The sequence below is a fragment of the Neobacillus jeddahensis genome, from assembly GCF_000612625.1.
Lineage (GTDB): Bacteria > Bacillota > Bacilli > Bacillales > Cytobacillaceae > Neobacillus > Neobacillus jeddahensis.
Genome location: NZ_CCAS010000060.1, coordinates 1 through 25,134 on the forward strand (window position 1 = coordinate 1; position 25,134 = coordinate 25,134).

Genomic DNA, 25,134 nt, shown 5'->3' on the forward strand with positions numbered 1-25,134 from the left:
CCCCCGCCGTTCCACTTGTTGTCCCATCACTTACACTGTCTTGCCAACCATAATCTTCTACATACGTCGTATAAGCAACGCCTCCAGTGTGTGGGAGATTTTCTAAGGAAATCTGGATAGCTTCCAAGCGTTTTGCCTGATCGATCGTTCCACTCATTTCTCCGTTAGATACGCTATCTAACCAGCCATAACTTTGTACATGGGATCTATAATTTATAGAAGGACCTAGGTTTGGATCCTTAGGATTAGTAGTAGTTGGTGGCGTAGGCTCTTTCTCTTTAATCACTACTTCAATAGCTTCTATCCGTTTTGCTTCCCCTGTTGTTCCCGCTGCCTCACCATTTTTCATCCAATCCATCCAACCATAATGTTCAACATGAACACGATAATAAATATCATATTTCCCAGCATTTTTTCCAGTTAGTTCAATTTTAATCGCTTCTAAACGTTTTCCTTCCCCTGTTGTTCCACTTACCTGACCATTCGTTACAGGGGTCATCCAACCATATTTTTGTACATGCGCCGAGTATTTTACGCCCAGATCCTGGGCATTTTGTACAGAAATTTTAATACTTTCAAGCCGTTTGGCTTGTCCTTCAGTACCTGATGTTTCCCCATCAGCAACGGGGTTCATCCAGCCAATTCCTTGTACATGTGAGGCATAATTAATAGAAGGATTCCCATCAACTGATTGCGACTTTAACAGATTAAATTTTTCGACTTTCTCTGATGAAACTTGATCTGTTACTTCTCCTAAGCTTACTGCGCTAACCTGTTTAGGCTCATTCAAAGAATTATACGCTTCTGCTGAAATCTCTACTTTTTTGTTGTTTTCATCGATTGAATAATATATTAATCCCTTTTTTTCAATCACCGTGCCATATTCATCTATTGTCCTTACTTCTTCAATTGAAGTTTCATTTTCATTTTCAGCTATAACAGTAAGTTGATCATGTAACTTAAGTGGTTTTACTTTTTCGACATTATAGTGGTCTGATGAAACTAATCTATAATGGATCTTTTCGTTTTCTGTTACAGTAATCTCATTCAGTTCATCATTAGCATTCATTATTATATTGCTCGCATGATTTGAAGAATTAGTATGAATGTTAATCTTACCTTTTACAGTTGATTTCCCAATATCTCCCCAATCAGTTAATGTCAATTTCACACTGTCACTAAGTACTATTTCTTGTTCACCTCCATTATAATGAATAAAATAATAACTGGAACCTTTGTCAAAAGTTTTTGTCATTTCATCATCTGAAGCATAAGCAGTTCTAACATTAGAAAGAGATTCAAAAACAATTAGTAGCATACTAATTATTAAGATTATTTTTTTCTGCATCGCCAAAGTCCTTTAGTAAATTTTAATACATATATTCATAGATTATTAGCTATATATATTAATAATATTATTCTAGCATATCTAACAAATTTTAACATACGTGATTCACATAATATAGCTAATAATTAATTTGTATAAATAAACGAAGACTGCCCCAAAAAGTCCTTTTTAGTACTTTTTGGGGCAGTTTTTTTCATATTGATGATCTTATTTATATACAGGAATATCTAAGATAATAGTATATGGCTGTATTTTGTATACTTCATACATAGTTGTAACCTGCTTAGCAGCCCAACCAATATCCGTTGCATATTGATGACCCGCAAAACCTTTAGTAGCCATGACTTCTGGATTCCAACGCATTTCATATAGTGTATTTTGAACTACATTATAGCTGTTCGTGCCATCCAAATAACCATTGCTAATAAAGGCAGCTCCTTCAATTATAGCCGTACGAATACTGTCCCAACCTTCATCAATAGCTTTTTGTGTACCACAGTCATTTGGACAGCTATCAAAGGCATAGATACCATACATATTATAGTATGTCTTACCATTGTAAGACATTCCTTTTGCAAGAGTGGAAGTACCATTTCCGGTTTCTAATAATGCATGAGCCATTAAATAAACTTCATTAACCCCATATTTTTTCCCAGCATCAATGAAATCTTGCCCATGACCTTCTAATACGCCTTTTCCCGTAAGGTACTTATTTAAAGTATCTTTGGAAACGCCGGTGGTTTTGGTTAGGTCCATGAATTGAAGTCTGAGCTTCTCATCATTGATAAAATTGTTCGGATCCAAATAATATTGAACATCGGATGATTTCGCGTTACGCCAGCTACCAATGCTAACTTTATACCAACCGCTTTTATCCTCTTCTAAAATGACTAATACAATATCCTTTTTCACAGTAGCGTATACATGACTAGTTGTGTTCTTGTCTGCTCTAATATTAAGTGTATCAGCTTTCACCTGACCGAGTCTTAAATTAGCAGTTGCGAGCGAACTATGCACGTACAAAACTTGTTTATTATACTCAATTTTATACCATTTTGTACTGCCCGAAACCGTATCTCCAGTAACATTTGCATCCAACACTTTGAATAACGTACCATTTCCAACATTCACAGCAATATTATCAATAGTATCTACATCTGGCGAGGTTCTAAGGTTTACACTGCTTCCCCTTATTGAACCGCCATTGTATACCGTAATGTAATCGGAATTACTGCTAACATAGGCTGGGTTGTTACTATATTTATCAGTCTGTGGAGTAGCATTCATCTGCATACTTACAGCTGAACTTAACGTTATATTATAGCTGTGCTTAGTTGAATCAACCTCAATAAATGGCCTAGTTGTCGATCCTGGTGCCGCTCCGCCTTTAGCCACTAACTTAATCTCAATGGCTTCCAAACGCTTCGATAATCCTTGTGTACCAGCAGATGACCCATTTTTCGCCCAACCAAGCCAGCCATAGGTTTCTGCATGAACACGATAATATATATCGTAATGCTCCGCCATTTCACCTGTTAGACTCATTTGAATCGCTTCTAAACGTTTGCCTTGACCCGTTGTCCCAGATAATGCTCCATCTGATACATTTTTTAACCAACCATAAGTTTGAACGTGGGTCTTGTAAGTGATTCCTCCTGTAAAAGGAGCTTTTTTCAACGAAATCTTGATAGCTTCCATCCGTTTTGCTTTTCCAGTTGTTCCGGAAGTTTTTCCATCAACCACATTAGCTAACCAGCCATAATCTTGGACATGGGTTGAATACACAACAGACGGATCCATAATAAGTGGTTTAGCTGTCGTTCCTGGTGCTGCCCCACCCTTAGCCACGAGTACAATCTCAATGGCTTCCAAACGCTTCGATAGTCCTTGTGTACCAGCAGATGCCCCGTTTTTAGCCCAATCTAGCCAACCATAGGATTCTGCGTGGACACGATAATAAATATCGTAATGCTCGGCCATTTCACCTGTTAGGCTAATTTGAATGGCTTCTAGACGTTTAGCCTCACCCGTTGTTCCAGATAATGCTCCGTTTGATACATTTGTTAACCAGCCGTAGCTTTGGACATGAGTCTTGTAGGAAATCCCACCTGAATAAGGAGCATTTTCTAAGGAAATCTTGATAGCTTCCATTCGTTTTGCTTCGCCTTCAGTTCCTGACATTGCTCCATCAGCAACAGTTTTTAACCATCCATAACTTTGAACATGGGTAAGATACTTAACTGAAGGAGTTTTTATGGATTGGGTTGCAAAAGTTACCTTAGAACTTAGAGTTTCTGTCTTAGTGACTGGACTGGAGCTTTCCACACCAGCTGTTTCATTCTCACTTTGAACGACTGGATCAGTTGACTCAGTTTTAACAGCAGCTTCCGGCTCCTCTTGCAAACTTCCATTCTCACTTTCAGTCAAAATAGTGTTTTGCTCAGAAGACTTACTAGAGTCTGTTTCTTCAATAGTATTTCCTATTCCAGAAGTAACTGCTGTAGATGAACTCCCATCTTCTGCTGCATAAGCAATACTTTCACTAGAGTAAAATATAGCACCAATTAATAGTATTCCTATTAGAACTAAGTTTCTCCGCATATATCATACTCCTTATATACAAATTTCATTCATAAAAATTCCATTTATGACACAAAACGACAAACTATCAAAAATCGACACTATCAGTTTAGCATAAAATACGCGTTAAAAACACTATATATTTACAAATCTATTGTTAAGGAATCAGAATAGGAAATATGTACTATCAATCTTTTTAATAAGTGAGGAAAAGCGCAAAATAATCCCCACCTGTCCATACAAATGGGGATTACTAATGGATGTAATTCCCTTCCCAAACAGAGAGGAGAAGGGAATGCGATTTATTTTTAAAACATCACCGACCAAGTCTTCGGCCCCACAATCCCATCAACGGCCAACCCGTGTCGGGACTGATTGGCCTTAACGGCCGCCTCGGTTTTAGGACCAAAAATTCCATCTGCCGTTACTCCTACTGCACGTTGAATCCGTTCGACATCTTTTCCGGTTGAACCTAGTTTTATCAAATGTCCTGGATAAGGAACACTATCATTTCCTGCAGATGTGGAATTTAGCACTTCTTCAAGTTTGGCAAATGTCTGGGGTCCGGCAATTCCATCCACTAATAGGCCATATCGTGATTGAAAGGCTTTTGTTGCTGCCTCAGTTTCATCACCAAAATCTCCATCTGCCCCATAGCGTGGTAAGCTTTCACCTACATTTATCAGCTTCTGCTGATAGGCACGAACTGCTTCACCTGAATCTCCCTTTTTTAATAAAGTAGTCGAGGCTGACGAGGAAGTTGAAGTCATTGTGTTAGTTTTGGCAGGCGCTTGTACACCATTAACTAAATTAAGAAAGTCACTCCAGGTAATTCCCCAATCACCAGCCCGTAAATGACGAGGACAGTTCTTGCCGCTCTAATGATTGTGTTGAACGACGTTTGCGATCGGTATATTAAATTGAACCATTAATTGTTTTGTCACTTCAGTTGTATTTTGAACAGCCTTGGTAAAATTGCCATCACTGTACACACAAATTTCGATCTGAATGGAAGATGTATTCCCTGGGCCACTTCTTCCATCCCCGGCTGCCCATGCGACTTCATCAAATGGGATTGATGGGATTGCTTCGTGATCATCAATTTGCAAATGCCAGAATACCGTCCGATCATTTCCGCGGTCCTGTAATCTGTCATAAGCCTCTGCATCAGCTCCTGAGCTGGGATTAACTATTTTCGTGGATGGTAATGTATTTAGGGACCATTTTTATGCCCTGGCGGGTTTCTTTAGACTCAGGTATAAAGCGTTGAATAATTTTCATACATATCCTCTCCTTTACTTACTATATATTGGTTAGGTCATAGGCCATTTTACTTGTCTAAGTTCTTTTAGGAAAGGCTAGTATGATAAGGATAAAAATATAAATTACTAAATTCAAAATCACATTACATATTTTGATGGGATGGCACATTTTATGGAAAATTTTTTAAAGTTTAGCTTAATTGGGTTAGTTAATACGTTTATTACTATCTGTAGCTACTTTTTGTTAGTTAAATTAGGAATCCATTATATATCAGCTAATATTATTTCTTATACAATTGGGTTAGGAAATAGCTATTATTGGAATAAAAAATGGGTGTTTAAATTCAATGGAAACCATTTAACTGTCATGTTGAAATTTATTACGGTTAATTTATTTGTACTCGGAATCAATACTTTATCTCTTTTTTTCTGTGTTAATAAACTTGAAATAAATCAGTATTTTGCACAATTAATTGCTACTACGATAGGGATGAGTATAAATTTCATATTAAATAAAAAATGGACATTTGATTCCAAGCAACAAAATAGGATAAATTCCCCTTAAATTATCATTTATTCTTCTTATTTAATTTGAAGTCCTCGCTACAGTTATCGAGGTGTAATTTATTTATAAATTAGGCTGTTTTTGCATAATTTGTTGTTTTTATGGGTTAAACGTTACAAATCCGTTCCATTTCGCTCCAGACACTTGCTTTCCGCAGGGAGGAAGTCGAGCCTCCTCGGCTTCGCCTGTGGGGTCTCGACCTTTCCTCTACATCCCGCTGGAGTCAAGTGTCTTCCGCTCCATTCCACTAATTTTAATTACATTCAAAAGCAACAAGCTTTACGAAAACTGCCATAAATTAAAAATGACCATCCCCCCCTTTATAGGGAGTATGGTCATTTTCTTTCTTATACTTGTTGTTTACGTCTTCTGATCATTAATGAAACCCCAAATGCCACAACAAGAATTCCTAATAATAGGAAGTTATACATATTCGATGCTGTAATAGGCAATGTGTCTCCAGTTGTTGGCGCTGGTTGATTTCCATTGTCAGTACTGTTATCAGTACCATTACCCGTATCACCCGTGTTATCACCGGTTCCGCCGCCGTTATTATCATCATCGCTTGGTGGATTAACTACAGAACTATCAGCAAGTTGAATTCTACCCTCAATATCGGCAGTAATTGGACCTGTTTGGGCTTTTACATAATTGACAAAAGCATCAAGGTCAGTGATGGATGTTTCTCTATTTTTACCTTCTTTAAGGACGACGAAGCCATCACCGCCATCTGCCATAAAGTTGTTAACAGTAATCGAATATTCAGCTTTTGGATCAATCTTTGAACCATCCGCTAAATAGATATCTACAACCTTATTGCCATAATCATTTTCATCAGTCCAAGTGTAACGCAGACCTGAAATAGCCATAATCTTGTTATAACCTGGAGGTGCATTAAATTGCTGATTTAACAAGGTTCTGACTTGCTCACCTGTGATCGTCATCGTAACTAAATCATTTCCAAATGGTTGAACCTTAAATAAATCTCCCCATGTCAGTGTACCTTGTGGGAGGGAGTTACGAATACCACCAGAGTTCATGAAGGCAAAATCAGTATTCGTAGTATCACGCATTCCATCAGCAATAAAGTTACCTAGTGCTGATTCGCCCGCCTCATTTGCTGTGTTCGTAATTGGAGCACTTGCTTCACCGACTACTTGGCCCGTAATTGGCGCAATGTCTGCTTGATAGCCATCAAGCTCATCTTTAATTTTGGCATCAGGCGTAATCTTGCTATGCAGTGTATCAATAACTTGAGCTTCGTCTTCGACAATTTCTTGTGTTACTGGATCAATAGTTAAATCTAGATCTGAGAATGCTGTCCCATAAGACCAAGATTGTACTAAAATCTTGCCATTGACCTTGGCATTTAAATATTTATGATCGTGGGCCCCGTAGATAACGTCAACAGAATCATCCACGTTCTTGGCGATTTCAACCACATCACCTGTAGCGTTGGTACCATCCGTATTGGATGTCCCTGGATTATGGGCAAGTACTACAATCGTCTTAACGCCTTGATCTGTTAATTCTTTTGCATATTTGTTAATCGCTGTTACTTCATCCGTAAAGTCGACCCCCGCTGTGCCGCTTGGGATAACAATCGATGGTGTTTCCGTTGTGACGACACCGATGAAGCCAATCTTAACGCCGTCCACTTCTTTCACTACATATGGATCTAAAATTGGTTCTTTTGTATCTTTATCAACCACGTTTGCCACAACATAATCCATGGTTGAACCTGTAAACTTGCCATACTTAGCTTCATATTGTGCTGTTTTTGGATTATCTCCACCGAAGATTAAACGCTTCATTTCTGCTACGCCTTCATCAAATTCATGGTTCCCGATAGTCCCTACATCAAGGCCAATTTCATTCATAAAACGAATTGTTGGCTCATCTTGTAAAAGGGCAGAAACTGGAGGGCTTGCACCAACAAGGTCGCCGTCAGAAATCATTAAAGTATTGGTCGGATTTGCTGCTTCATGCTGTTTTAAGTAAGCAGCTAAATATTCTATACCACCAGAATAATCGACAACCTTACCAGTACTGTCTTTAATGGATCTCCATGTATCGAGTTGACCATGGTAATCATTGATTCCTAACAATTGAACATGTACGTTTTGATCAAGAGCATATTGTTCAAATCCATCTGATAATGATGCAACATCTTTTATGTTTGGTGCAGATGCTAGGTAGTCTTTAGCAGCTGGAGATGATTTGAATGTTAATGTTTTTGCTACTCCGCCAACCGGTGCGATTTTCCAGTTGTTATCTGCTGTTGGATTTACTGTCCCTTGAGCAGAAATATAATCCATTAAGATTTGGCGGTTTTCATATGGTGAATCCACAACAACTTTTGCCTTTCCACCCTTTGTTCCAGGGAAATTACCACCGCCAGATGCACGGTAATTGTTTGTCGCAACAATGAATTTTTGATTTGGATCAATTGGGTTACCGTCCATGTCTGTGAAGTTAATAATCCGATGGGCATCTGCGTTTATAACATCGCCAGAATTATAATTGTATCTTGCCGGTTCTGTGACATCGACCTGATATTTAACACCGTCAATAACATCAAAGTTAAAAGGTTGGAATCCATAATCTATTAATTCTTGAGCATCTGCATTGTTCGGGTCAATTCTTTTGAATTGAGATGCAGACATTTCTAACCATTCTTTTACCTCTGCAGCCGTTAATTCAACTGCTTTTAATGTATTGTTATACAAATAAAGATCATTTGCACTTTTAATAGATAGATCGCCTTTTGCGATATTTGTATAATCATTTGCTCCCTGTCGTCCCGCTTTGAATGGAGCACCAGCCGAAATGACTGGAATGCCGGCTAATTCTGGTTTGTTTGTTTTGATCCAATTTTTCACATAATCAGTTTGAGCATTGTTAACGATTTGAATCGTTGGGTCGTCGATGACACGGGAAAAATAGCTGTGCATTTGTGCAGAAGTTTCACCAATTTTCCCACGTACATAAGCAAGTGTCGCTTCGTGCTCAGTCTTTACTGCATTAACAATTGCTTCATCCGCAACGGTATCAGATGTTACGGGCTTGTCAACTGATTTAGAGGCAGCCTTATCAGCTTTCCAAGATCCATCTTCCTGTTGAACTAAAGCTAAGTCAAGAACTCCTAGGTTATTACCCCAGTACCCTGCTTCAACTGCCGGTGTACCGTTGATTGAACCTTTTGTTGTATCAAGCCCTTGTAGATCCGGTTTAGTTAAGTCACTCTCCTGATGGAATTCTTTCCCTGCAGGGAAAGCGTAGTGAGCATGTCCAAATAAAAGGGCATCAATGCCATCAACTTTACTTAATGAGAATACAGCATTTTCTGCATCCTCTTGACCTTCATTTGTTATGTCACAACCTGAATGGGCAATCGCAACGATTACGTCAGCACCCTTGGTTTTCATTTCTTTTACATATTTTTCAGCCGTTTTAACAATATCCTTAACAATAACTTCCCCTTCTAGATTATCCTTATCCCATTGAAGAATTTGTGGGGGGGCGAAACCGACAATTCCAACCTTGACTGTTTGCTCCACACCATTATGGTCCTTAATTTTTTTTTCAAGGATTTGGTATGGCGTGAAATAGTTCTGGTCATTTGTTGGGTCATTGTCATGATCATCAACATAGATGTTAGCATTTACAATTGGATAGGGGGCATTTTTCAAAGCGGTGTCAAGGTAGTCTAAACCATAGTTAAACTCATGGTTTCCTACAATACCACCATCATAATCCAGTAGCTTCATTGCCTTAAACATTGGATGTACATCTGATTCAGTGATAGGGTTTACTTTTGCAACATAATCTGCCATTGGATTTCCCTGAAGTAAATCCCCCGCATCAAATAGCATGGAGTTACTTGGGTCGACCTCTGCTCTTGCTTGAGCAATTAGACTAGCAGTTTTTGACAGACCATAGTTAACGCCGTTGTCGGTATCTTGATAATAATCATAGGCCATAACCGCATCATGAAGGTCTGTTGTTTCTAGAATTCGAAGGCTGGCTGTGTTTCCTGTAGTAATTTCTGCATTTACATTGTAAGGAATTGCGGGTGAGACAAGCGTACTGAGCATCAAAGCCGAGGTTGTTAATTTACTTATAATACCAAATCGCTTCTTTTTTTTCATTCGAATGTACACCTTTCCTTTTCACCATTTTTAAATCTTTGAAACTACTACTTTCAGTTAGAAACCTCCTCTTAAAACTAGTTTCGACAAGATTATAAAGAAGTTTGAAAACAAAAATGTTTTAATCATAAGAAGTATGTAATAATGTCGAATCTTTAGTAAAATCGTACTCTCTTATTATATATTGCCAAATTATGAACGAAAAGCGAAATTTTTGTAAATTTTTATTTTTTTATTAATTGACTTACACCGAATAGAAGAAGGTTCCCGCTTGGGAACCTTCTTCTATTTGTCATTCGGCCGCATGCATCAGTTCAACTTTTTCTAGCTGCCGCTTGTGCCGACGTTTATTTATTATTTCTATTGATAAAAGGATGATATGGACAGCCAACACAGCTAGTGCAAATAGTTCGACCGCATAATCGATATAATACCACGACATAGTGGCCGTAATATCATAGAGTGCGTGTACCAGGACCGTCACCCAAAGGTTCCGGGTCCATAGCAAGATTAATCCAAACAGTAATCCCATATTAGCAAATGTAACAATCGCACCAATACGAATCACCCATGGTTGCTCTGTATCTAATGTATGGTCAATCCCAAACAGGATCGACGTAAGAAACAACGTCAGCATCAGAAAAAGATCTCTTCGGCCGCTATTCCACCTTCTGGGGAATATTTTTTTAAAAACAACCAGCAGGAGAATCATATATGCGAGGCGCCACACCTCCTCCAAGCCGGCCAGCGAATCGGTATACAAATCGTAACCAATCGAGTCAATCTTTTCAAAAAACGACCAAATGGGTTCCTTCCCAGTCCCTGCATCCACTGACTCTTCCACCATTTGCATGTCGGTATAGTCTTGAACATACTGATCATAATCGACGCTAAAATCCTGGAATGTATTAGATGTAAATATATTTATCACAGTACTTCCGAGAAAGAAAATCAGAAAGGCACTTGTGAATTGAATCGACAGCTGCCGTTTTGTTTTCGGTGGATTCTCGGTGCTAACGAGGCGCCGGTGTAACTTCACCCCAACAAAAAAGGACGCTACCATCATGGCATCATATAGGGTACCAGCCATATAGCTGTATCGAGTTAAGTAGAGGAGAATCTCAGCCCCAACGGTCACAATCAGCATAGCAAAAAACAACTTTATCGAAATCGGTTTTGTTAAGTTCGTTGTCATCAACGTCACTCCTGACCTGTAGATTTCTCCACCTATTTAAAAATCGTTACCGTTAGGATCCCGATCCCATTTAGAAAAAGCAGGAATAGGAAACAACCAAGTATCCACTTCCATTTTCTTTTCACAGCATAATCTCCTCACCTTTTTATTAATGAACAATATGGTTCGTTGGAAAGCATGTTTAACATGTCAGATTTAAGATAATAATAGTAATAATTTAACATATTGTTAGGGGGATTTCACCAAAATATTTTTTTCAGAGGGCCTCCTCATGGTGTTTATTTTGGTTCCTTACACATATGAATGTACAAGCCCTTCGTTTGGCACCACAATTATTTAAAAGGATAGGAGTTTGGAAAATGAAACGACTGTTTTCCCTCATTCTTGCTATTATGGTCATCTATATTTTATCAGCTACGAATCCAGAGCGTGCAGACTATATTGATTGGATCAACCATACAACAATGGAGCAATCGTCGAACCTATTGAAGAAAGGAATCCTCTCACTCGCCGGGGAATCTATCTTTGATGCCGGGACAACAAAATCCGACTATGTCGTCTTCTCCATTTACAAAACTGACTTTACTGAGGTGGGAATGGGAAAAATAACGACGATCGGGGTTTTTAATCAATTTATTCCACTAACAAGTTTGGAAAAATAAAGGCCGAATGCTCAGTCATTCGACCTTTTTCTATGTTGAAGCGAGGGAAATGATTAGTTGGTAAGAACTTGCTTCCTTTCCATAAACGGCTTGAAATCAGGATCATAGTAATACTTCATTGCCACAACCCTCTTTGTTTTTTCCGCAAGGCTCCCCCATTCAATATCTGGGTTGGAATAAATAATGCTATACAGTCTAAGGACACGTTCCTTTGGAAAATAGTCAAGATACTCCTCAATAAATTCCGAGAATTCCAGAATATATAGTTTCATCCTTAATGTCATACAAGCGACGGAAAGGAGCGAATCGATACCAAAATCAACCACAATCGCATCACGATACCGAATAAAGTAGACGATACATTTTTTTGTCATCAGTGTACGGTTGATTTTTAACACCTCAAGCGCATATTTTACAAAATGCTTGTCATAAGATGTAGGAATAAGCCCTTCCAATTCAAGCTCCATATCACTCCTAAGGGCAATCCTATTTAAGACCATTACTTGACTTTGTTTCATGGCATCACTCTTAATAAAGTCACCAATTTCACGCAGCTTATCATATCCATCAGCCAGTCGTTCCGCTTTGACGTCCTCCTTGGCAAGGTCGCTGTCAAACCAGATTCCTGTTTTAATTTTTTTCAAATCCACCCGTAGTAGTTTTTTCAGCTCATGGAAATATTCACTTTTCATAAAGACGAAGGTTAACACGATATAGGTGAGACAAAAGATTAATCCAACAATAAGCGAATAGTACAAAGTGTGACGGGTTGGAGCAAAAAAAACGCCTATACTGACAAACAGGATGATCCAGCTGACTTCCGTAAATAGGCGCCTTTTACTGAGGGAATTTCCCAGCGTTTCGACCCCAATAAATAGTGAGCCACATGCTGGACAATACTCATCCTTTAAGACCGAATAGCGGTTACATTTTTTACACAGTTTCACTTTTTGAAAACGGTATGTCGTTCTTCTTTTCTTTGAAAATTGAACGGCCTGTTTAGTCAATTGCCTCACCTTCGTTCACCATGATCACCAATTCATCATCGATTCCTTTAAAATCACCACTTACTCGCTTTTTCGTGATTAATTTATGCGTTTTCCAGCAAAGGATGATAACTAGAAGACTAGTAAACACAATGCTATACATGCGGCATCCCCTTTTCACTTTATTTTAGGACAGAACAATTTTCTAAAAATAAAACGGCTATTTTTGTGGACTACTTAGTATATTTTTATTAATAAAGTAGGATTATATGTGAGCAAAATCAACGATAAGTTTTCATCATCATCCAGGTAAAATAGGTTTGAGACAGTAGAAGATGGAAAAAAGTTAGCCACAGTTTTTAGGGCAGAGCCTTTCGATTAAAAGTTTTTTTCAGTAGGGGGTCCCAAAATGGGTAAAAAATGGATTAGTAGTTTTATAGTTATCACGTTTCTTCTATGCAACATTCACTTCCTTCATGCTCAAGCGGCAAGTCCGTTAGCACCCAGCTCCCGAATGGAAGCCATGCTGGTCGTAGATGTGAGTAATTCCATGAAAAGCAGTGACCCAAATAATATTAGTAATGAAGCCATGAAGATGTTTATTGATATGGCCTCCCTTCAAGGAGACAAAATTGGTGCCATCGCATACTCAGATGCAGTCATGCGTGAAAAGGCCCTCATGAAAATTCAATCCACTCAAGACAAACAAGATGTAAAGGACTTTATTGACTCGATCGGCAAATATACGTATACCGATTTGTCCACCGGAGTTGCTGAGGCTGTCAAGGTGCTCGAATCCAGTCATGAACAAGGCTATTTCCCGCTAGTTGTCCTGCTGGCAGATGGGAATAACGAACTGGACCCACAAAAATCGAAAACCATCGATCAAGCTGAAGATGATTTAAATCAAGCCGTTTCTGCCGCTAAAGCCAATGGCTATCCCATTTATACGATTGGTCTAAATGCTGACGGCAAGCTCAATAAGGATGTTTTAAACAATATCGCTGCTAGTACGAATGGAGAATTCTTTGAAGCAAGATCAGCTGATCAGCTTCCCGGGATCCTGAGTGAAATCTTTGCTAATCATTTAAAATTAAAAATTGTCCCCATTAGTCATGTCGTCGGAAATGGTGACTTTCAGGACATCAAACTGAATGTTCCCAATGAAAATGTGCTTGAAGCAAATATCTCGCTCATTTCAAGCCAGCCTGTTGAGGTCAAACTGATTGATCCTTCCGGTAAAGAGGTTTCCATTCCTTCGGACCAAGTTTACCTCTCGCACTCAAAGACCTACTCTATGGTGAAGCTGTTAAAGCCAGATCAGGGAGATTGGACGTTGAAAGTGAAAGGCGTTCCAGAGGAGCAGATCGATATCAATCTAATTTTTAACTATGACTTGCAGTTGATGCTTTCCCCCCTAGCAAAGCAAACGTATAAAGCTGGTGAAACCGTAACGATTGCAGCAGGCTTTGAGGATAACGGGAAGGCAATTGCCGATACATCTATCTATCAATCAATGAAAGCGACATTATTCGTGAAGGATCTTGAAAAGGGAACAACAGAGGATATTCGCTTAGCTGTTGGCGATCAAGGCTTTACCGGTCAATTCAAGTTAGGTAACTCTGAGAAATATGAGGTCGTGGTAAAAGCAGAGGATAAAAGTTTTTTCCGGGAGACTGTCCCACAAACTATCACCGTGCAAAAAAACGAGCAAAGCCCTGCTGCCGCTAAACCCGCTCCTAGTAGCGATGCTAAGCCGTTTCCATGGCTGTACTTGATTGCTGGAATCATCGGAGTCCTGCTCCTCGGTGTCCTTGTCTTATTCCTGATTGGAAAATGGAAAGAAACCAAGCGCGGCTTTAGCGGGCAATTGGTGGTGGAGATAAAAAATGAGGATACGGGTGAACGATCCAATCCACAGTATAAGAAATTAAAGAGCTTTTCAAAGAGGTTTCAGCTGCATCAATTGCTTGGACTCCACCCGAATTTGACGGAAACGAATCAAATCATTTTTAAGCCACTGGCAGGGGATGGCCTCCTGATTATTAATCACTCAAATGCCACAATTGAAAAAGGCGGCCGTACGATAGATGCAAAAAAAGGCCATCCCATCAAACGAAATGACCGCTTACGCATTGTACTAAAACAGGTGAACAAGTCCATATACATGGAATATATAAATTAAACAACATGGAAAAGTATTTAATGGTGTCAGGCACCAACTTCACAGCTAGGGAGGAATATTGGAATGAGAGCAAGTGTGAGAGAGCATATTTCGCAGTTAGAGGTTTCCCAAGGCGGCGGGATCATTTCGGAGAAGATCCGCGTCGATACGATAGACAATCCAATGCTGGTGATTGGCCTGGGTGGCACTGGGATTGATGCCCTCTTAAGGCTGAAGTACCAAGTAAATCGGCGCTTCAAACTTCCTGAAGATCCATTGTCGAAAAAGAAAAAGGAAAAGCCCAATAACATTGAGTTTCTCGCCTTTGAAACGAATGAGCATGATCGTAATAAAAAGTATAATGGAATCGGTCTCGACCCTAATAAAGAATTTGTTTTGCTCTCCAATCCTGAAATCGGCAGCTTACTTTCTAATCGCAGCACGATTGAACCATACATTAAAGACTGGTTATCACCGGAATTAGCGATTACAGATGGCATTAGCGGCGCCTCAGGAATCCGGCAAGCAGGCAGACTCCTGTTGTTCACCAAAATAAATCAGGTGGTTAGAACGATTGAAAAGAAAATAGAATCTGTTCTTGAAGGAACTGGGAAGCGGTTATACGTCTTTATCCTAACTGGTCTATCCGGTGGAACAGGCAGTGGCTGTTTCCTTGATATTGCCTACATCACCCGAGGGATCATGGACAAAAAATTTGGTTCAAAAGGGGTCGACCGTGTCAACCTGCTTGGCTACCTTTTCACCCCTGACGTAAACCTATCCAAAAAGGGGTTAAGCCATCATACCGCCGAATATATTGAAAAAAATGGCTATGCCGCGTTAAAAGAGCTTGACTACTGGATGAACTGTGATGAGCGAAATGAACGGTTCCAAATGAAATATGGCAGCATGCTATCGGTAAACTCCCCCATGCCACCATTCAATCTCTGTCATTTAATCTCGGGAACGAACCTTGAGGGCAAGTGGTTAGAGAGTGCTTATGATTATTGCATGAATGTAACGGCGGAAAATATCACCAATTTCATGGCAAATGAGGATAAACGATCTGGAGAAGAGTTTGCCATTCATGACTATATCAGCAATATTCGCACCAATATCGCGGTCATGCCCAAGCCTTATGCTGCCAACTATCAATACAACATTATCGGGGCTTCCATGGCAGAAATTCCAGTCGAAGAAATGACGACCTTTATCGGCTACAAGCTATTTGAAAAAATGAATACCATGTTTGACGCTGGTCCAGACCAAACCGAAGTCGAGCAATTTGTAGAAAAACTCCGGATTGATCCTGATGCAGTGCATCAACGCTTCAATGAACGCGTACCGGAGCCGCTTTCTGGCTATGAAAATAGTGACCGTTTCTCCTACAATCATGTTATCAAAACAGCCACCATCCATCTCGATGAAGAATTAGACAGAGAATTTCTTTTAAAAGCAAAGGAACAGTACCGCAAATGCAAAAAGCAGCTTCCTGGCGAGTTGATGCAAGAATTCCACCGGCAAATGGAGAAAATGTTCTTACACCCGAATAAAGGTCCGATCTATGCCACTCGCTTCATCTACTCACAGAATGATGTTTGCTTATTAACCACACTAAAGACCTATATTACAGGAATGCGCGACCGATTAGAACGCTTGCCAAAAGCCATTCAATCCGACCAAGACTATGCCCACCAAAAGCTTGGGGAGGCACGAAGCGCCTTTATTTCAAAAGAAAAGAAAAAGAACGCCTATATTGAAGCCAAGCTAAATGAATTTGCTGCGCGTGCCGAGAAAGAAAGATTGCAAGAAATGATTGAGTTCTATGAAGACCTTTACCAGCTCATGAATAACCAATACAATAAAATCTATGTGATTTACAAAGAAATCCTTGATGCCTTGAAAGGGATTTTTGAACAGAACGCCAATATCCTTGTCAATGGTGAGGAAGTTAACCAGCAAAATAGTGCCACCTACTATTGGCAATTAGTGAGTGTCTCAGATGTAGCCCGCGAAATCCAGAGTCTATTTGATTCTCAGGACGGGGAAATGTTAGTCCAGCAATGGGCGGAAATGCTTCTGGAAAAAGCAACCTATTGGATAAATGAGTCAGAAATGGATATTGTCGGAACCGTATCCGAATTCTTAAGCGATCAGTTTGGCGATCTCATTACCAAATCAATGGAGGATTTCTTACGACTTAAATACGGAGAAGATGTCCCCATTGACCGAATCATCGAAGAAAAGATTGCTGCCCGGCTCGATCATGATGCCCTGCCTGTGTTCCACCTAGACAACGGTCACGGTACCCTTCACTTTCCAGAATGGGGGTTTGTATCCGTTCCAGTAAAGTCACCAAAGATCTTAGCGGGGATTAAGAACTATCAAAAGCATTCCATTAGTGAATCACACTTTACGATTAAAGAAAGTGAGCTAAAGAACCGGATTTTCTGGTTAAATACGAAAAATGGTATTCCTTTGTTTTCGTACTCGCCATTATCGATTTACGAGGAGTCTTACGAGAAAACCATTTTAGAAAAAGAAGGCGTCGGCCGTCACCTTGTGCAAACAGATAAGGAAAACTGGGCCTACCTCCCTTCACCGATTCCGGAAAAATCATGGGGAGATACGTATCGTAACAAACGCCTCCAAGAATACAATGCCAGCATCCGCATCCTGTTTGAGCAGGCAAGGGAATATAAGGTGATTACAGAGAAAAATTCCAATCATAATACGAGTGCACGATTTACCTGTCATTTTTCAAAGGCAATGAATTTAGCAGATTTATTTGTCCAGTACGAAATCAATCCGAACCAGTTAGACAGGGCCAATCTTGGCAGTTTAAAGCAGCTTCTCCACCAATTGAAGGATCTGTTTCATGGCGGCTTGGAACCCGATGGGGACAGCGATATTTTTGGCAGCACAAGCATAGAATTAGCAACGGAAAACTTCATTCGTTCACCTAAACTGATTGAACGGGTCAAGCAAGAAGTGAAAAAATATAGCTTGTTAAAGGAAAACATCATACTAGTTGAGCAATTTCTCGCCATACAAAATGAAAAGGAAGTAACTTTAAATCAATTCATCCAAGCTTTATATACCAAAACGATTCGAAAACGCGGAGCCCTTTACGTATACGATAAAGAAATGGAAGAAGATGCGTGGGAACCATTTGTGAATTTGATGAAGACTACCAAGTTTGTCGATTATGAACTCTATCAAGCTTTTAAAGGATTAAATCCAAAACAGTTAGATCAGCTCGAAAAAAAATCTGAACAACGCAGTAACGAAATGATTAACCAGGAAGGAGCAACAGACCTCGTTGCAGCATTAGAAGATATGGCTGCTATCTACACAAAGGAAAAGATAGCACTCGATTACGACTACCAAGACTTAGTTAACGGAGAAGAGCTGTATCGCTTCTACAAAGAAATCATGATCAAAGTGAAAGACATGCTCCGCCAATTACAATCATAACAACAATTATTATGAGGCCACTCGCAGTTCGTGCTTGTGGCCGCCTCTTATCACACTTATCTATCTGCCAATTTAGGGGAAGGTTTTTCAATGGAGGGGAAAACAGGATGAAGGATATATTACAGACATACGCAACCACATTTTCAAACCAGTTGGAAAGAATGACGCTGGAAGAGAATGAACAGCGCAGTGTAAACCATCCAATTGTATTTTTATTCCTCGGTGATACAGTTAAGGATGCATTAAGGTCGATTATGGAAATCAACGCAGAAAAATGGCACAACAGTTCTGGGGTTTTATATGTCCATGCCTATCAAACAGAAACCATTTTGAATGAAACCGTGTTATCCATTCAACTTCCTGACCATGGAGGAAATCGTAAGTCCCTCCGCAAAGATCTATACGAGGCCTTTTATCAGGACGATCAAAAGCTGATTGAATTAAATAAAGCCTTCAGAGTTCTATCCTCAAAAGTAGCAGAGTACGGGAAGGATTATTCCTCCCTCGTCAAACTAAATCTTTGCATCATAACGGCCATTGCTGATCCTGCCAATATCCTCATCCAAGAACTGACGCTTCTGCTAAAAAGTATTCTCCTAGAATCCTTTCGTTCAGTAGAGGTAGATTTGTATGGATTGATTAAGGAAAAGCAGAACGGCGAACAATTTGCCCTCTCCACGTCCCTAGGAATTAGCTTTTTGACGGAATTAGATGGCTATCAAGACGATACGTACTCCTTTGAAAAAGAACTTCAACTAACTGAAGATGAGCTAAGATTGTCAGTACATCACCCTCCTTCCCCACTGTTTGATATGGTTTTTTTATTAAGCGATAAAAATGAAACAGGACTTATTTCCCATAATGCCCTACACCTAAATTATGAAATTATTAGTCATCTCAATCTCCTAAAAAACCGGAAAATGATGACCGATTATCATGAAAAAATGGATAGCTATAATCATACGGACTTTAAACGAGGGATCAGAGGGAATTCCCAGCAAGCTGTTTTTGCCTCTGCTGGCTTTGCCAAGGTGAAGCGTCCAAATAAAGCCATCGCCCTCCATGTGGCTAGTCACTTTTTTAAAGAATTTTTAGAAGATCTTAAAACGGCGGCTTCTTCTGTGCAGCGAGACACACTTCTCACTTTATTTGAGCTGTCAGAGTCCTCACTTTATCGATCCGTTCAGCAAATCCTCCCATCCGAAGAGGGACTAGTGGACATGAATGGTTTGATTGGGGTAACCAAGTCGTACCAGACCATCAAAAGGATGACAGTTCGGGAGGCAGAAGAATACTTATTCGAAGGTGGAAGCGAACGCTTTTTTCAGGCAAATTTTGCAGCACCCGTACGCGAGCAGCTGCAAGCGTTAGATCTACAGGAAAAAATTGAAGGCTGCCTTAAAGTCAATGTGATTCAGCATGAAAAGTATGGTCTCTACTGCGCCTATGCTTGGACAATGGATTCATCTGATGCGGAGCTCAGCATCATCGATGAGGTGAATAAACTGCTGCGTGCCACGAAAAATGAACGTTTGGAAGCAGAAGCACGGCTTGAGCAACTTCACCAGCAAATAGTCGACCACAGTGATTTTAAAAAGAGCTACCTGCCTTTTTCTGATAAGAGAAATCTAACCAACTACTTAAATTTCTTTTTCGAAACGATTTACGGGACAAAATATCAAATCCTCGGGTTGGAGATAAAGCAAGCCATCTTAAAAAAGTATCAAGAAGTGTTAGAAAAAAAACACAGGTATATTCGCAAACGGCTCGATTTCATTTACGAGGTAGATTCCCTTTTGAAACAGGCTGCAAGCGAAAGTCTCTATGATTCCGATGATTACTTAAATCAAAATATCGCGGAATATTATGCAGACAGGATGAAGAAAATGATTGCGAACCTAAAAGAAAAACATGGTCCATATTTCTTTTCTGATGAGCGCTTTTTCGGCAATCTATTATCCTTACTTAAAAACGGGGCAATCGGACTACTTGAACGGGTCCTTCACGTTTGTGAACGTGAAGTGCTAATGCAAGAAGAGTTCCAGCGCAGTTTTGAAGATGAGCTATTAGAACGAGCCAACGTCATGACACACTATGAAAACCGCGACATTTTAACGAAAGAGGATTTGTTTAGACAATTATACACCCGTTTGCACGATCACGCTGCCATCCAAATTGATGTGTTTCACTATACACAGGAACATCGTTATGAGGAGAAATACTTTATAGGTGATTTTTATAGCAAGTTCATGACATATGCCTTAGAAAAGGAACAAGAAACACGGCATTTTAAGGTGGGCTGCGCTCACGAGAAAAAATCAAGTGGTATCGAAAAGTTGACTCTTATGGGCGGCTTTTCTCTAGCAGACTTAATGTACTACCGAAATGGTGAAAAATATTACAAGGCCTATGTGGAAAATGGCTATGAATTCCATGCAAAAACAGAAGCGCCTGCATAGTTCAATTCACCAAAAAGGATGCAAAATCTTTGTTAATCGATTACTAGCGAACGATTGAGGGTGATGCTGGTGAACTGGGAAATGATTCCTTCCCCTAATTACGAAATAAAGGAAATACGGACTACGGTAAGAGATTCAGAGGTTCATTTAACCTGGTTTTGGTCCAAGGAGATCGACTTTGTTTATATTTATAAAGCCCCAGCTGATGAGGTAAAACCCATCAACGAGATCACAGAGCAGGATATAAAACTATACACACGTGATGAGTATAAAGTCAATCGAGGCTTCAGGGGTAGATTAGATGGCATTGGCCGCTACGCTTATCGCATCTTCCCCGGCCAAAAACACAACGGCATACTCAGCATTTATCAGCAGACAAACGACAATAATCTTATTTATCTATCCGGTTCAAAGGCAAAGATTTATTTTTCCATTACCTATAAAAATAAGCTCCTTCAGCCGAAAAAAAGAGTGCAGATGTCCATCATGACCGAGCTCGCACTCGATAAAGATCTATTAGTCTATGTAAAAAAAAGGGGGGCACCACCGCTGTCGATTGAAGATGGAACCGTGTACCCCTTTGTTCGCGACTTCCCTGCTGGGAAAACCATGCAGCCAGAAATAGTAGTTGGCAAGGAGGAATATATTCGTATCTTTTTTAGCAATGGGAGGAAATCAGCAGAAAGCTTTGAGTTGATTCCAGAATAAGGAGAGACCTTACATGTTCGGACTACTAAAAAAAATGTTTGAGAAAAAGGAACCGGTGAAAGAACGACTGCCTTTTTATGATATTGTCTGCCCCTACTGTTTTTCAAAATTCCATCATGAAGAGGTTGTCTTTCGGGCAGCCCATCACCGCGATGATGATGAGGCATTAGCCTTGCAGGAGGATGAATGTTTAAATGACTACCGCGGGCAGTTTGGCCTTGCCCCCATCGATGAGCTAGAAGCGGTAATCTTTCCGTCGATGATTCCCGATGAAAATAAAATTTATTCGAACCAGGTGCTCATGGGCGTTTCCGACAAATACTCCGTCGTTACAAGGAATCGACTTTGCCCTGATTGTCATAACGACCTGCCCATCACCGCTGGTAAGTATCCAAGCAATATCGTCTCGATTGTTGGTGCGACAAGTGTTGGAAAGTCCGTCTATATGACTTCATTGATTCATACCCTTCAGCATGTAACAGCCAATAATTTTGCTGCAGCCTGTATTCCACTTGATAATGGAATTAGTCGTCGATTCCGTCATGAATATGAAATTCCTTTGTTTGAAAAAGGATATTTATTTGAGGCAACAGCTAAGACGAAGCGCCAAGAGCCGTTTATTTTTCAATTTGTCTTTAAAAACGAGGATCAGGCTCCCCTAACGCTCGTATTTTTTGATGTGGCCGGTGAAGGGATGACAGATACCGAGTATATCAAACTCCATGCCTCTCATATAAAAAATTCAGCCGGAATTTTATTCTTAGTGGATCCCATGCAAATCCGTGCCATTCGAGAAAAGTTGATTTATCAGCTGGGCGAACCACATGGAGAGATGGTTGGGTTGGCAGATGAACCGCGTGAAGTGGTCATCTCCCTATTTGGCGATTTTATTGCCCATCAGGAAAACAGTAAAACAAATATCCCCACCGCTGTCGTATTGACGAAAAGTGATCTATTAAATGCCTTAAAATCGGACGATGGGGAATACATTCGAACGAACAGCAATGTCTTCCATGATATAACCCACCGAGACTATCTGAATCTTGATGAATACGAAAATATTAATGGAGAAATTAGAAGATTTCTCACCAAGGTAGATAATCCATTTGTAAATGCATTAGATGTTTACTTTCGAGATACATCTTATTTTGCTGTATCAGCACTTGGCAGCAATCCGGTCGACCAACAGGTGAGTGGAATTATTAATCCGATTCGCGTGGATGAACCCTTCATTTGGCTCATGTATAAGCTTGGCTATATAGAAGGGAGACATGAGTAGTGTCCGGTTCGTATATTCAACAGCAATTATATACAAGGGAGCGGGGCGGTATTTTTCATAACACGGATGGATACGACACCATCGCGATTTCCCCAGGGCTCAATCATGCCTATGTGAAAAAATACTTACATCCCTTTTGTCTTTACCAAGCGCCAAAGTCGTTGGCCGCACGTGGCAAAAAGGACGTTGCTCTCTATCCAAAAGCGCTCACAATGTTTCAACCGGAAAACGGGGATCTGGTGATTGGTCAGGCAGTATTTATCCCTGCTGATTTCACAGGGCAGCGCAGCGCCTATTTCATGCATACCTATGTCATCCCTTCAAGCCGCAAGGAGGAATGGATTAAAAACCCGGAAAAACTATTCCACATAAATGACTTTAAAACCTCCTATCAGACCGAGCAAGGAACAGTCTTGCCTGTCCAGGATGACATTGAATATGATACTACTGATGTTCTTGCTGGAAAGGATGAATTCTTGCTTAGGATAGGAATAAGTGATACACAGTTTAAACAATTGCTGTTCGCAGTCTTAACATCGATTGGCGGGAAGAAAAAGGTGTTTATCGCATTAAATGTCCCCTTAGAGGAATATTCAAAATCGGCCCTTCAATTGCTGGAATTGGTGTATGTTTATTTGCCCTATGCCTACCGCCGCAAATTGGGTGCGATCACTTTTACCAGTGAGCCAGAGGGAAAAAACTATATTCATGTCATGTTTTATGAGCCAGGAACCTTAAATAGGAACGATCGAGCAATTGAAAAGCAATTCATTTTTGATTTTGCCAATGGCAGAATTTCCGGAGTGGAGATTGCCGGTCAGAAACACGAGTATTTAGACTTTGCCCTCGACCATTTTTCACGCTCTAAGCGAATCGATGATTTTTTTGAATTTGCAGACATGGCGTTATCAGGGCTCCCGGAACAACAAAAAATCGAGGCAGCTAACTACTATCAATTGACCGATCTTTATATAGCCTTTACTGGAACGGAGCTACGTCTCTATCATCAAAATAAACTGAGCTTTTTACAGGGGCTCTTACTATTTTTACAGGTTAACGGGATTGAAAAGACACCATTGATTGAGCTGTTTGAAAAGATACTAAATGAGGAAAAATATGTTCAAGATCCAGAGCATGCCCTCGATTATATCACCACCGTCATTGCGATAAACAAAGTGGTCAGCAACCAACTGGCATTTAGTTTTATCCTGCAAACGCTCGATTATTATCGAAGTCACCCCATCTTTTCTAATATCTGGAAAATATTAGAGCAGGATCGAGATACCTATGAACTTATTGTACAGTTCCTTTACACCCACTCTGAATATGAAGGATTGTTACGATTCTACCTAGAGGAACGGTTACAACCGTTCCAGCGAACTGAGGAGATCTTAAACGAAATTCAACTTTTATTGAGGACACCCTCGCTTCTAGATGTTGATCTTTTTCATTCGATTGTCAAAGATAAAGTGGACTCGACCTTTCGAAATCAAAGCTATTCCTTTCCCTCTATCCTTGCAGTCCGACAATTTCATATGGAGATCGAACATCCGAAGTTTACTAGTTTAAAAAAAGAAATTCTACATGCAGCACAGGTTGCCCTGTTAGATTCATTGGAACCTAAGAAACTCTCGATTCAGGAAATCCTAACCTTAGGAAAAACTTTCCCGAGTGAGCTTATCCTGAAGGATGAACGAGCAAAGAGGAACTCTGCTGTGGTGAATCTCCTCTATCAATTATTGAGTTATCCCTCACAAGCCAGATCTGTTAGTTTTTATTCTTTAGGAAAAAGTGAACGAGCATTAGTAAGGGAGATCCTTCAGTCCTTATTAGAGACCAACCTAAAGGTTGAATATTTTCCCTTATTACTCATTGCCTATGGATCAGAATCTGCGGAGGTCGATTATCATGCCTTATTTAAGCATTTGGCTCAATATAATGATGGAAACACAATCGTAGTCTTTATTCAACTAAACGCACGATTAGTAGGCGTTAACCAAGTCTTCAGGCAAGCACTGCGCACTTATTTAATAACAAACCCTGAATCCATCTGGAAGGATAGGACATTCCGTAAAGAGTTGGAATTAATTCGTGATAATAACTTCATAAATTTTCTTAAAGAAATGGCTACGGAAACAGCAAGTCCGTTAATTAAATTTCTAAAAAAGAAGAGAATTAGGCAGTAGTAACGGGAAAAATGTAAACAACGGTACCCTACTACTCTCCAATCTTCTATTTTTTATCCGTACAACAAAAAAGGGCAGCTATTTTTAGCTGTCCTTTTCCGTGCCTGGCAAC

At 39.9% G+C, this 25,134-nt stretch carries 15 protein-coding genes and 1 pseudogene; 8 read left to right on the top strand and 8 right to left on the bottom strand.

Features of this window, described 5'->3' with window-relative positions:
- The 4 genes and pseudogenes from TY15_RS23305 to TY15_RS23315 all read right to left on the bottom strand — a co-directional run.
- Window positions 1-1,348, bottom strand: a pseudogene (locus TY15_RS23305) (hypothetical protein); the annotation flags it as partial.
- A 207-nt stretch (window positions 1,349-1,555) separates the two neighbouring features.
- On the bottom strand, window positions 1,556-3,949 hold the full coding sequence (locus TY15_RS23310; protein ID WP_052353841.1) for a glucosaminidase domain-containing protein: 2,394 nt from the start codon (window positions 3,947-3,949) through the stop codon (window positions 1,556-1,558).
- A gap of 287 nt (window positions 3,950-4,236) precedes the next feature.
- The gene (locus TY15_RS19065; protein WP_052353842.1) at window positions 4,237-4,698 is read right to left on the bottom strand and encodes a peptidoglycan-binding domain-containing protein; all 462 of its coding nucleotides are present in this window, start codon (window positions 4,696-4,698) and stop codon (window positions 4,237-4,239) included.
- 108 nt (window positions 4,699-4,806) lie between these two features.
- Window positions 4,807-5,121 carry a peptidoglycan recognition protein family protein gene (locus TY15_RS23315; RefSeq protein WP_081799468.1) on the bottom strand — a complete coding sequence of 105 codons (315 nt, stop codon included), beginning with the start codon at window positions 5,119-5,121 and terminating at the stop codon, window positions 4,807-4,809.
- A gap of 241 nt (window positions 5,122-5,362) precedes the next feature.
- Here TY15_RS23315 and TY15_RS19075 point away from each other — a divergent pair, with 241 nt between their 5' ends.
- Complete coding sequence (locus TY15_RS19075) at window positions 5,363-5,755, top strand: GtrA family protein (RefSeq protein ID WP_040204235.1); 393 nt, start codon at window positions 5,363-5,365, stop codon at window positions 5,753-5,755.
- A gap of 347 nt (window positions 5,756-6,102) precedes the next feature.
- Here the strand turns inward: TY15_RS19075 and TY15_RS19080 are convergent, their stop codons facing one another.
- A complete protein-coding gene (locus tag TY15_RS19080; protein ID WP_074432842.1) occupies window positions 6,103-9,906 on the bottom strand; it encodes a bifunctional 2',3'-cyclic-nucleotide 2'-phosphodiesterase/3'-nucleotidase in 3,804 nt (1,267 codons plus the stop codon).
- A 292-nt stretch (window positions 9,907-10,198) separates the two neighbouring features.
- Window positions 10,199-11,101 (bottom strand): CPBP family intramembrane glutamic endopeptidase, encoded by a 903-nt coding sequence (locus TY15_RS19085; protein ID WP_040204236.1) that lies wholly within the window; start codon window positions 11,099-11,101, stop codon window positions 10,199-10,201.
- 359 nt (window positions 11,102-11,460) lie between these two features.
- On the opposite strand from TY15_RS19085, the gene TY15_RS19090 reads away from it, so the two are divergent.
- Window positions 11,461-11,763 (top strand): DUF4359 domain-containing protein, encoded by a 303-nt coding sequence (locus TY15_RS19090; RefSeq protein ID WP_040204238.1) that lies wholly within the window; start codon window positions 11,461-11,463, stop codon window positions 11,761-11,763.
- A 53-nt stretch (window positions 11,764-11,816) separates the two neighbouring features.
- Here TY15_RS19090 and TY15_RS19095 read toward each other — a convergent pair whose 3' ends face one another.
- Both TY15_RS19095 and TY15_RS24430 read right to left on the bottom strand, forming a co-directional pair.
- Window positions 11,817-12,770, bottom strand: a complete 954-nt coding sequence (locus TY15_RS19095; RefSeq protein WP_040204240.1) for a hypothetical protein — start codon at window positions 12,768-12,770, stop codon at window positions 11,817-11,819.
- Window positions 12,763-12,912 (bottom strand): hypothetical protein, encoded by a 150-nt coding sequence (locus TY15_RS24430; protein WP_157042273.1) that lies wholly within the window; start codon window positions 12,910-12,912, stop codon window positions 12,763-12,765. Before TY15_RS24430 ends, TY15_RS19095 begins: the two co-directional genes overlap by 8 nt.
- Before the next feature lie 246 nt (window positions 12,913-13,158).
- Here TY15_RS24430 and TY15_RS19100 point away from each other — a divergent pair, with 246 nt between their 5' ends.
- The 6 genes from TY15_RS19100 to TY15_RS23320 all read left to right on the top strand — a co-directional run bounded on the left by TY15_RS19100 (window position 13,159) and on the right by TY15_RS23320 (window position 25,022).
- On the top strand, window positions 13,159-14,934 hold the full coding sequence (locus TY15_RS19100; RefSeq protein ID WP_040204241.1) for a vWA domain-containing protein: 1,776 nt from the start codon (window positions 13,159-13,161) through the stop codon (window positions 14,932-14,934).
- A gap of 63 nt (window positions 14,935-14,997) precedes the next feature.
- Window positions 14,998-18,390, top strand: coding sequence for a tubulin-like doman-containing protein (locus tag TY15_RS19105; protein WP_040204242.1), 3,393 nt, complete (start codon window positions 14,998-15,000; stop codon window positions 18,388-18,390).
- A gap of 107 nt (window positions 18,391-18,497) precedes the next feature.
- Complete coding sequence (locus TY15_RS19110; protein ID WP_040204243.1) at window positions 18,498-20,849, top strand: hypothetical protein; 2,352 nt, start codon at window positions 18,498-18,500, stop codon at window positions 20,847-20,849.
- Window positions 20,850-20,918: 69 nt separating this feature from the next.
- Window positions 20,919-21,557 (top strand): beta-mannanase, encoded by a 639-nt coding sequence (locus TY15_RS19115; protein WP_142305355.1) that lies wholly within the window; start codon window positions 20,919-20,921, stop codon window positions 21,555-21,557.
- Window positions 21,558-21,570: 13 nt separating this feature from the next.
- A complete protein-coding gene (locus tag TY15_RS19120; protein WP_040204246.1) occupies window positions 21,571-22,836 on the top strand; it encodes a TRAFAC clade GTPase domain-containing protein in 1,266 nt (421 codons plus the stop codon).
- Complete coding sequence (locus TY15_RS23320) at window positions 22,836-25,022, top strand: GAP1-N2 domain-containing protein (RefSeq protein ID WP_052353844.1); 2,187 nt, start codon at window positions 22,836-22,838, stop codon at window positions 25,020-25,022. The genes TY15_RS19120 and TY15_RS23320 overlap by 1 nt, the downstream gene beginning before the upstream one ends.
- Window positions 25,023-25,134: the final 112 nt, after the last annotated feature.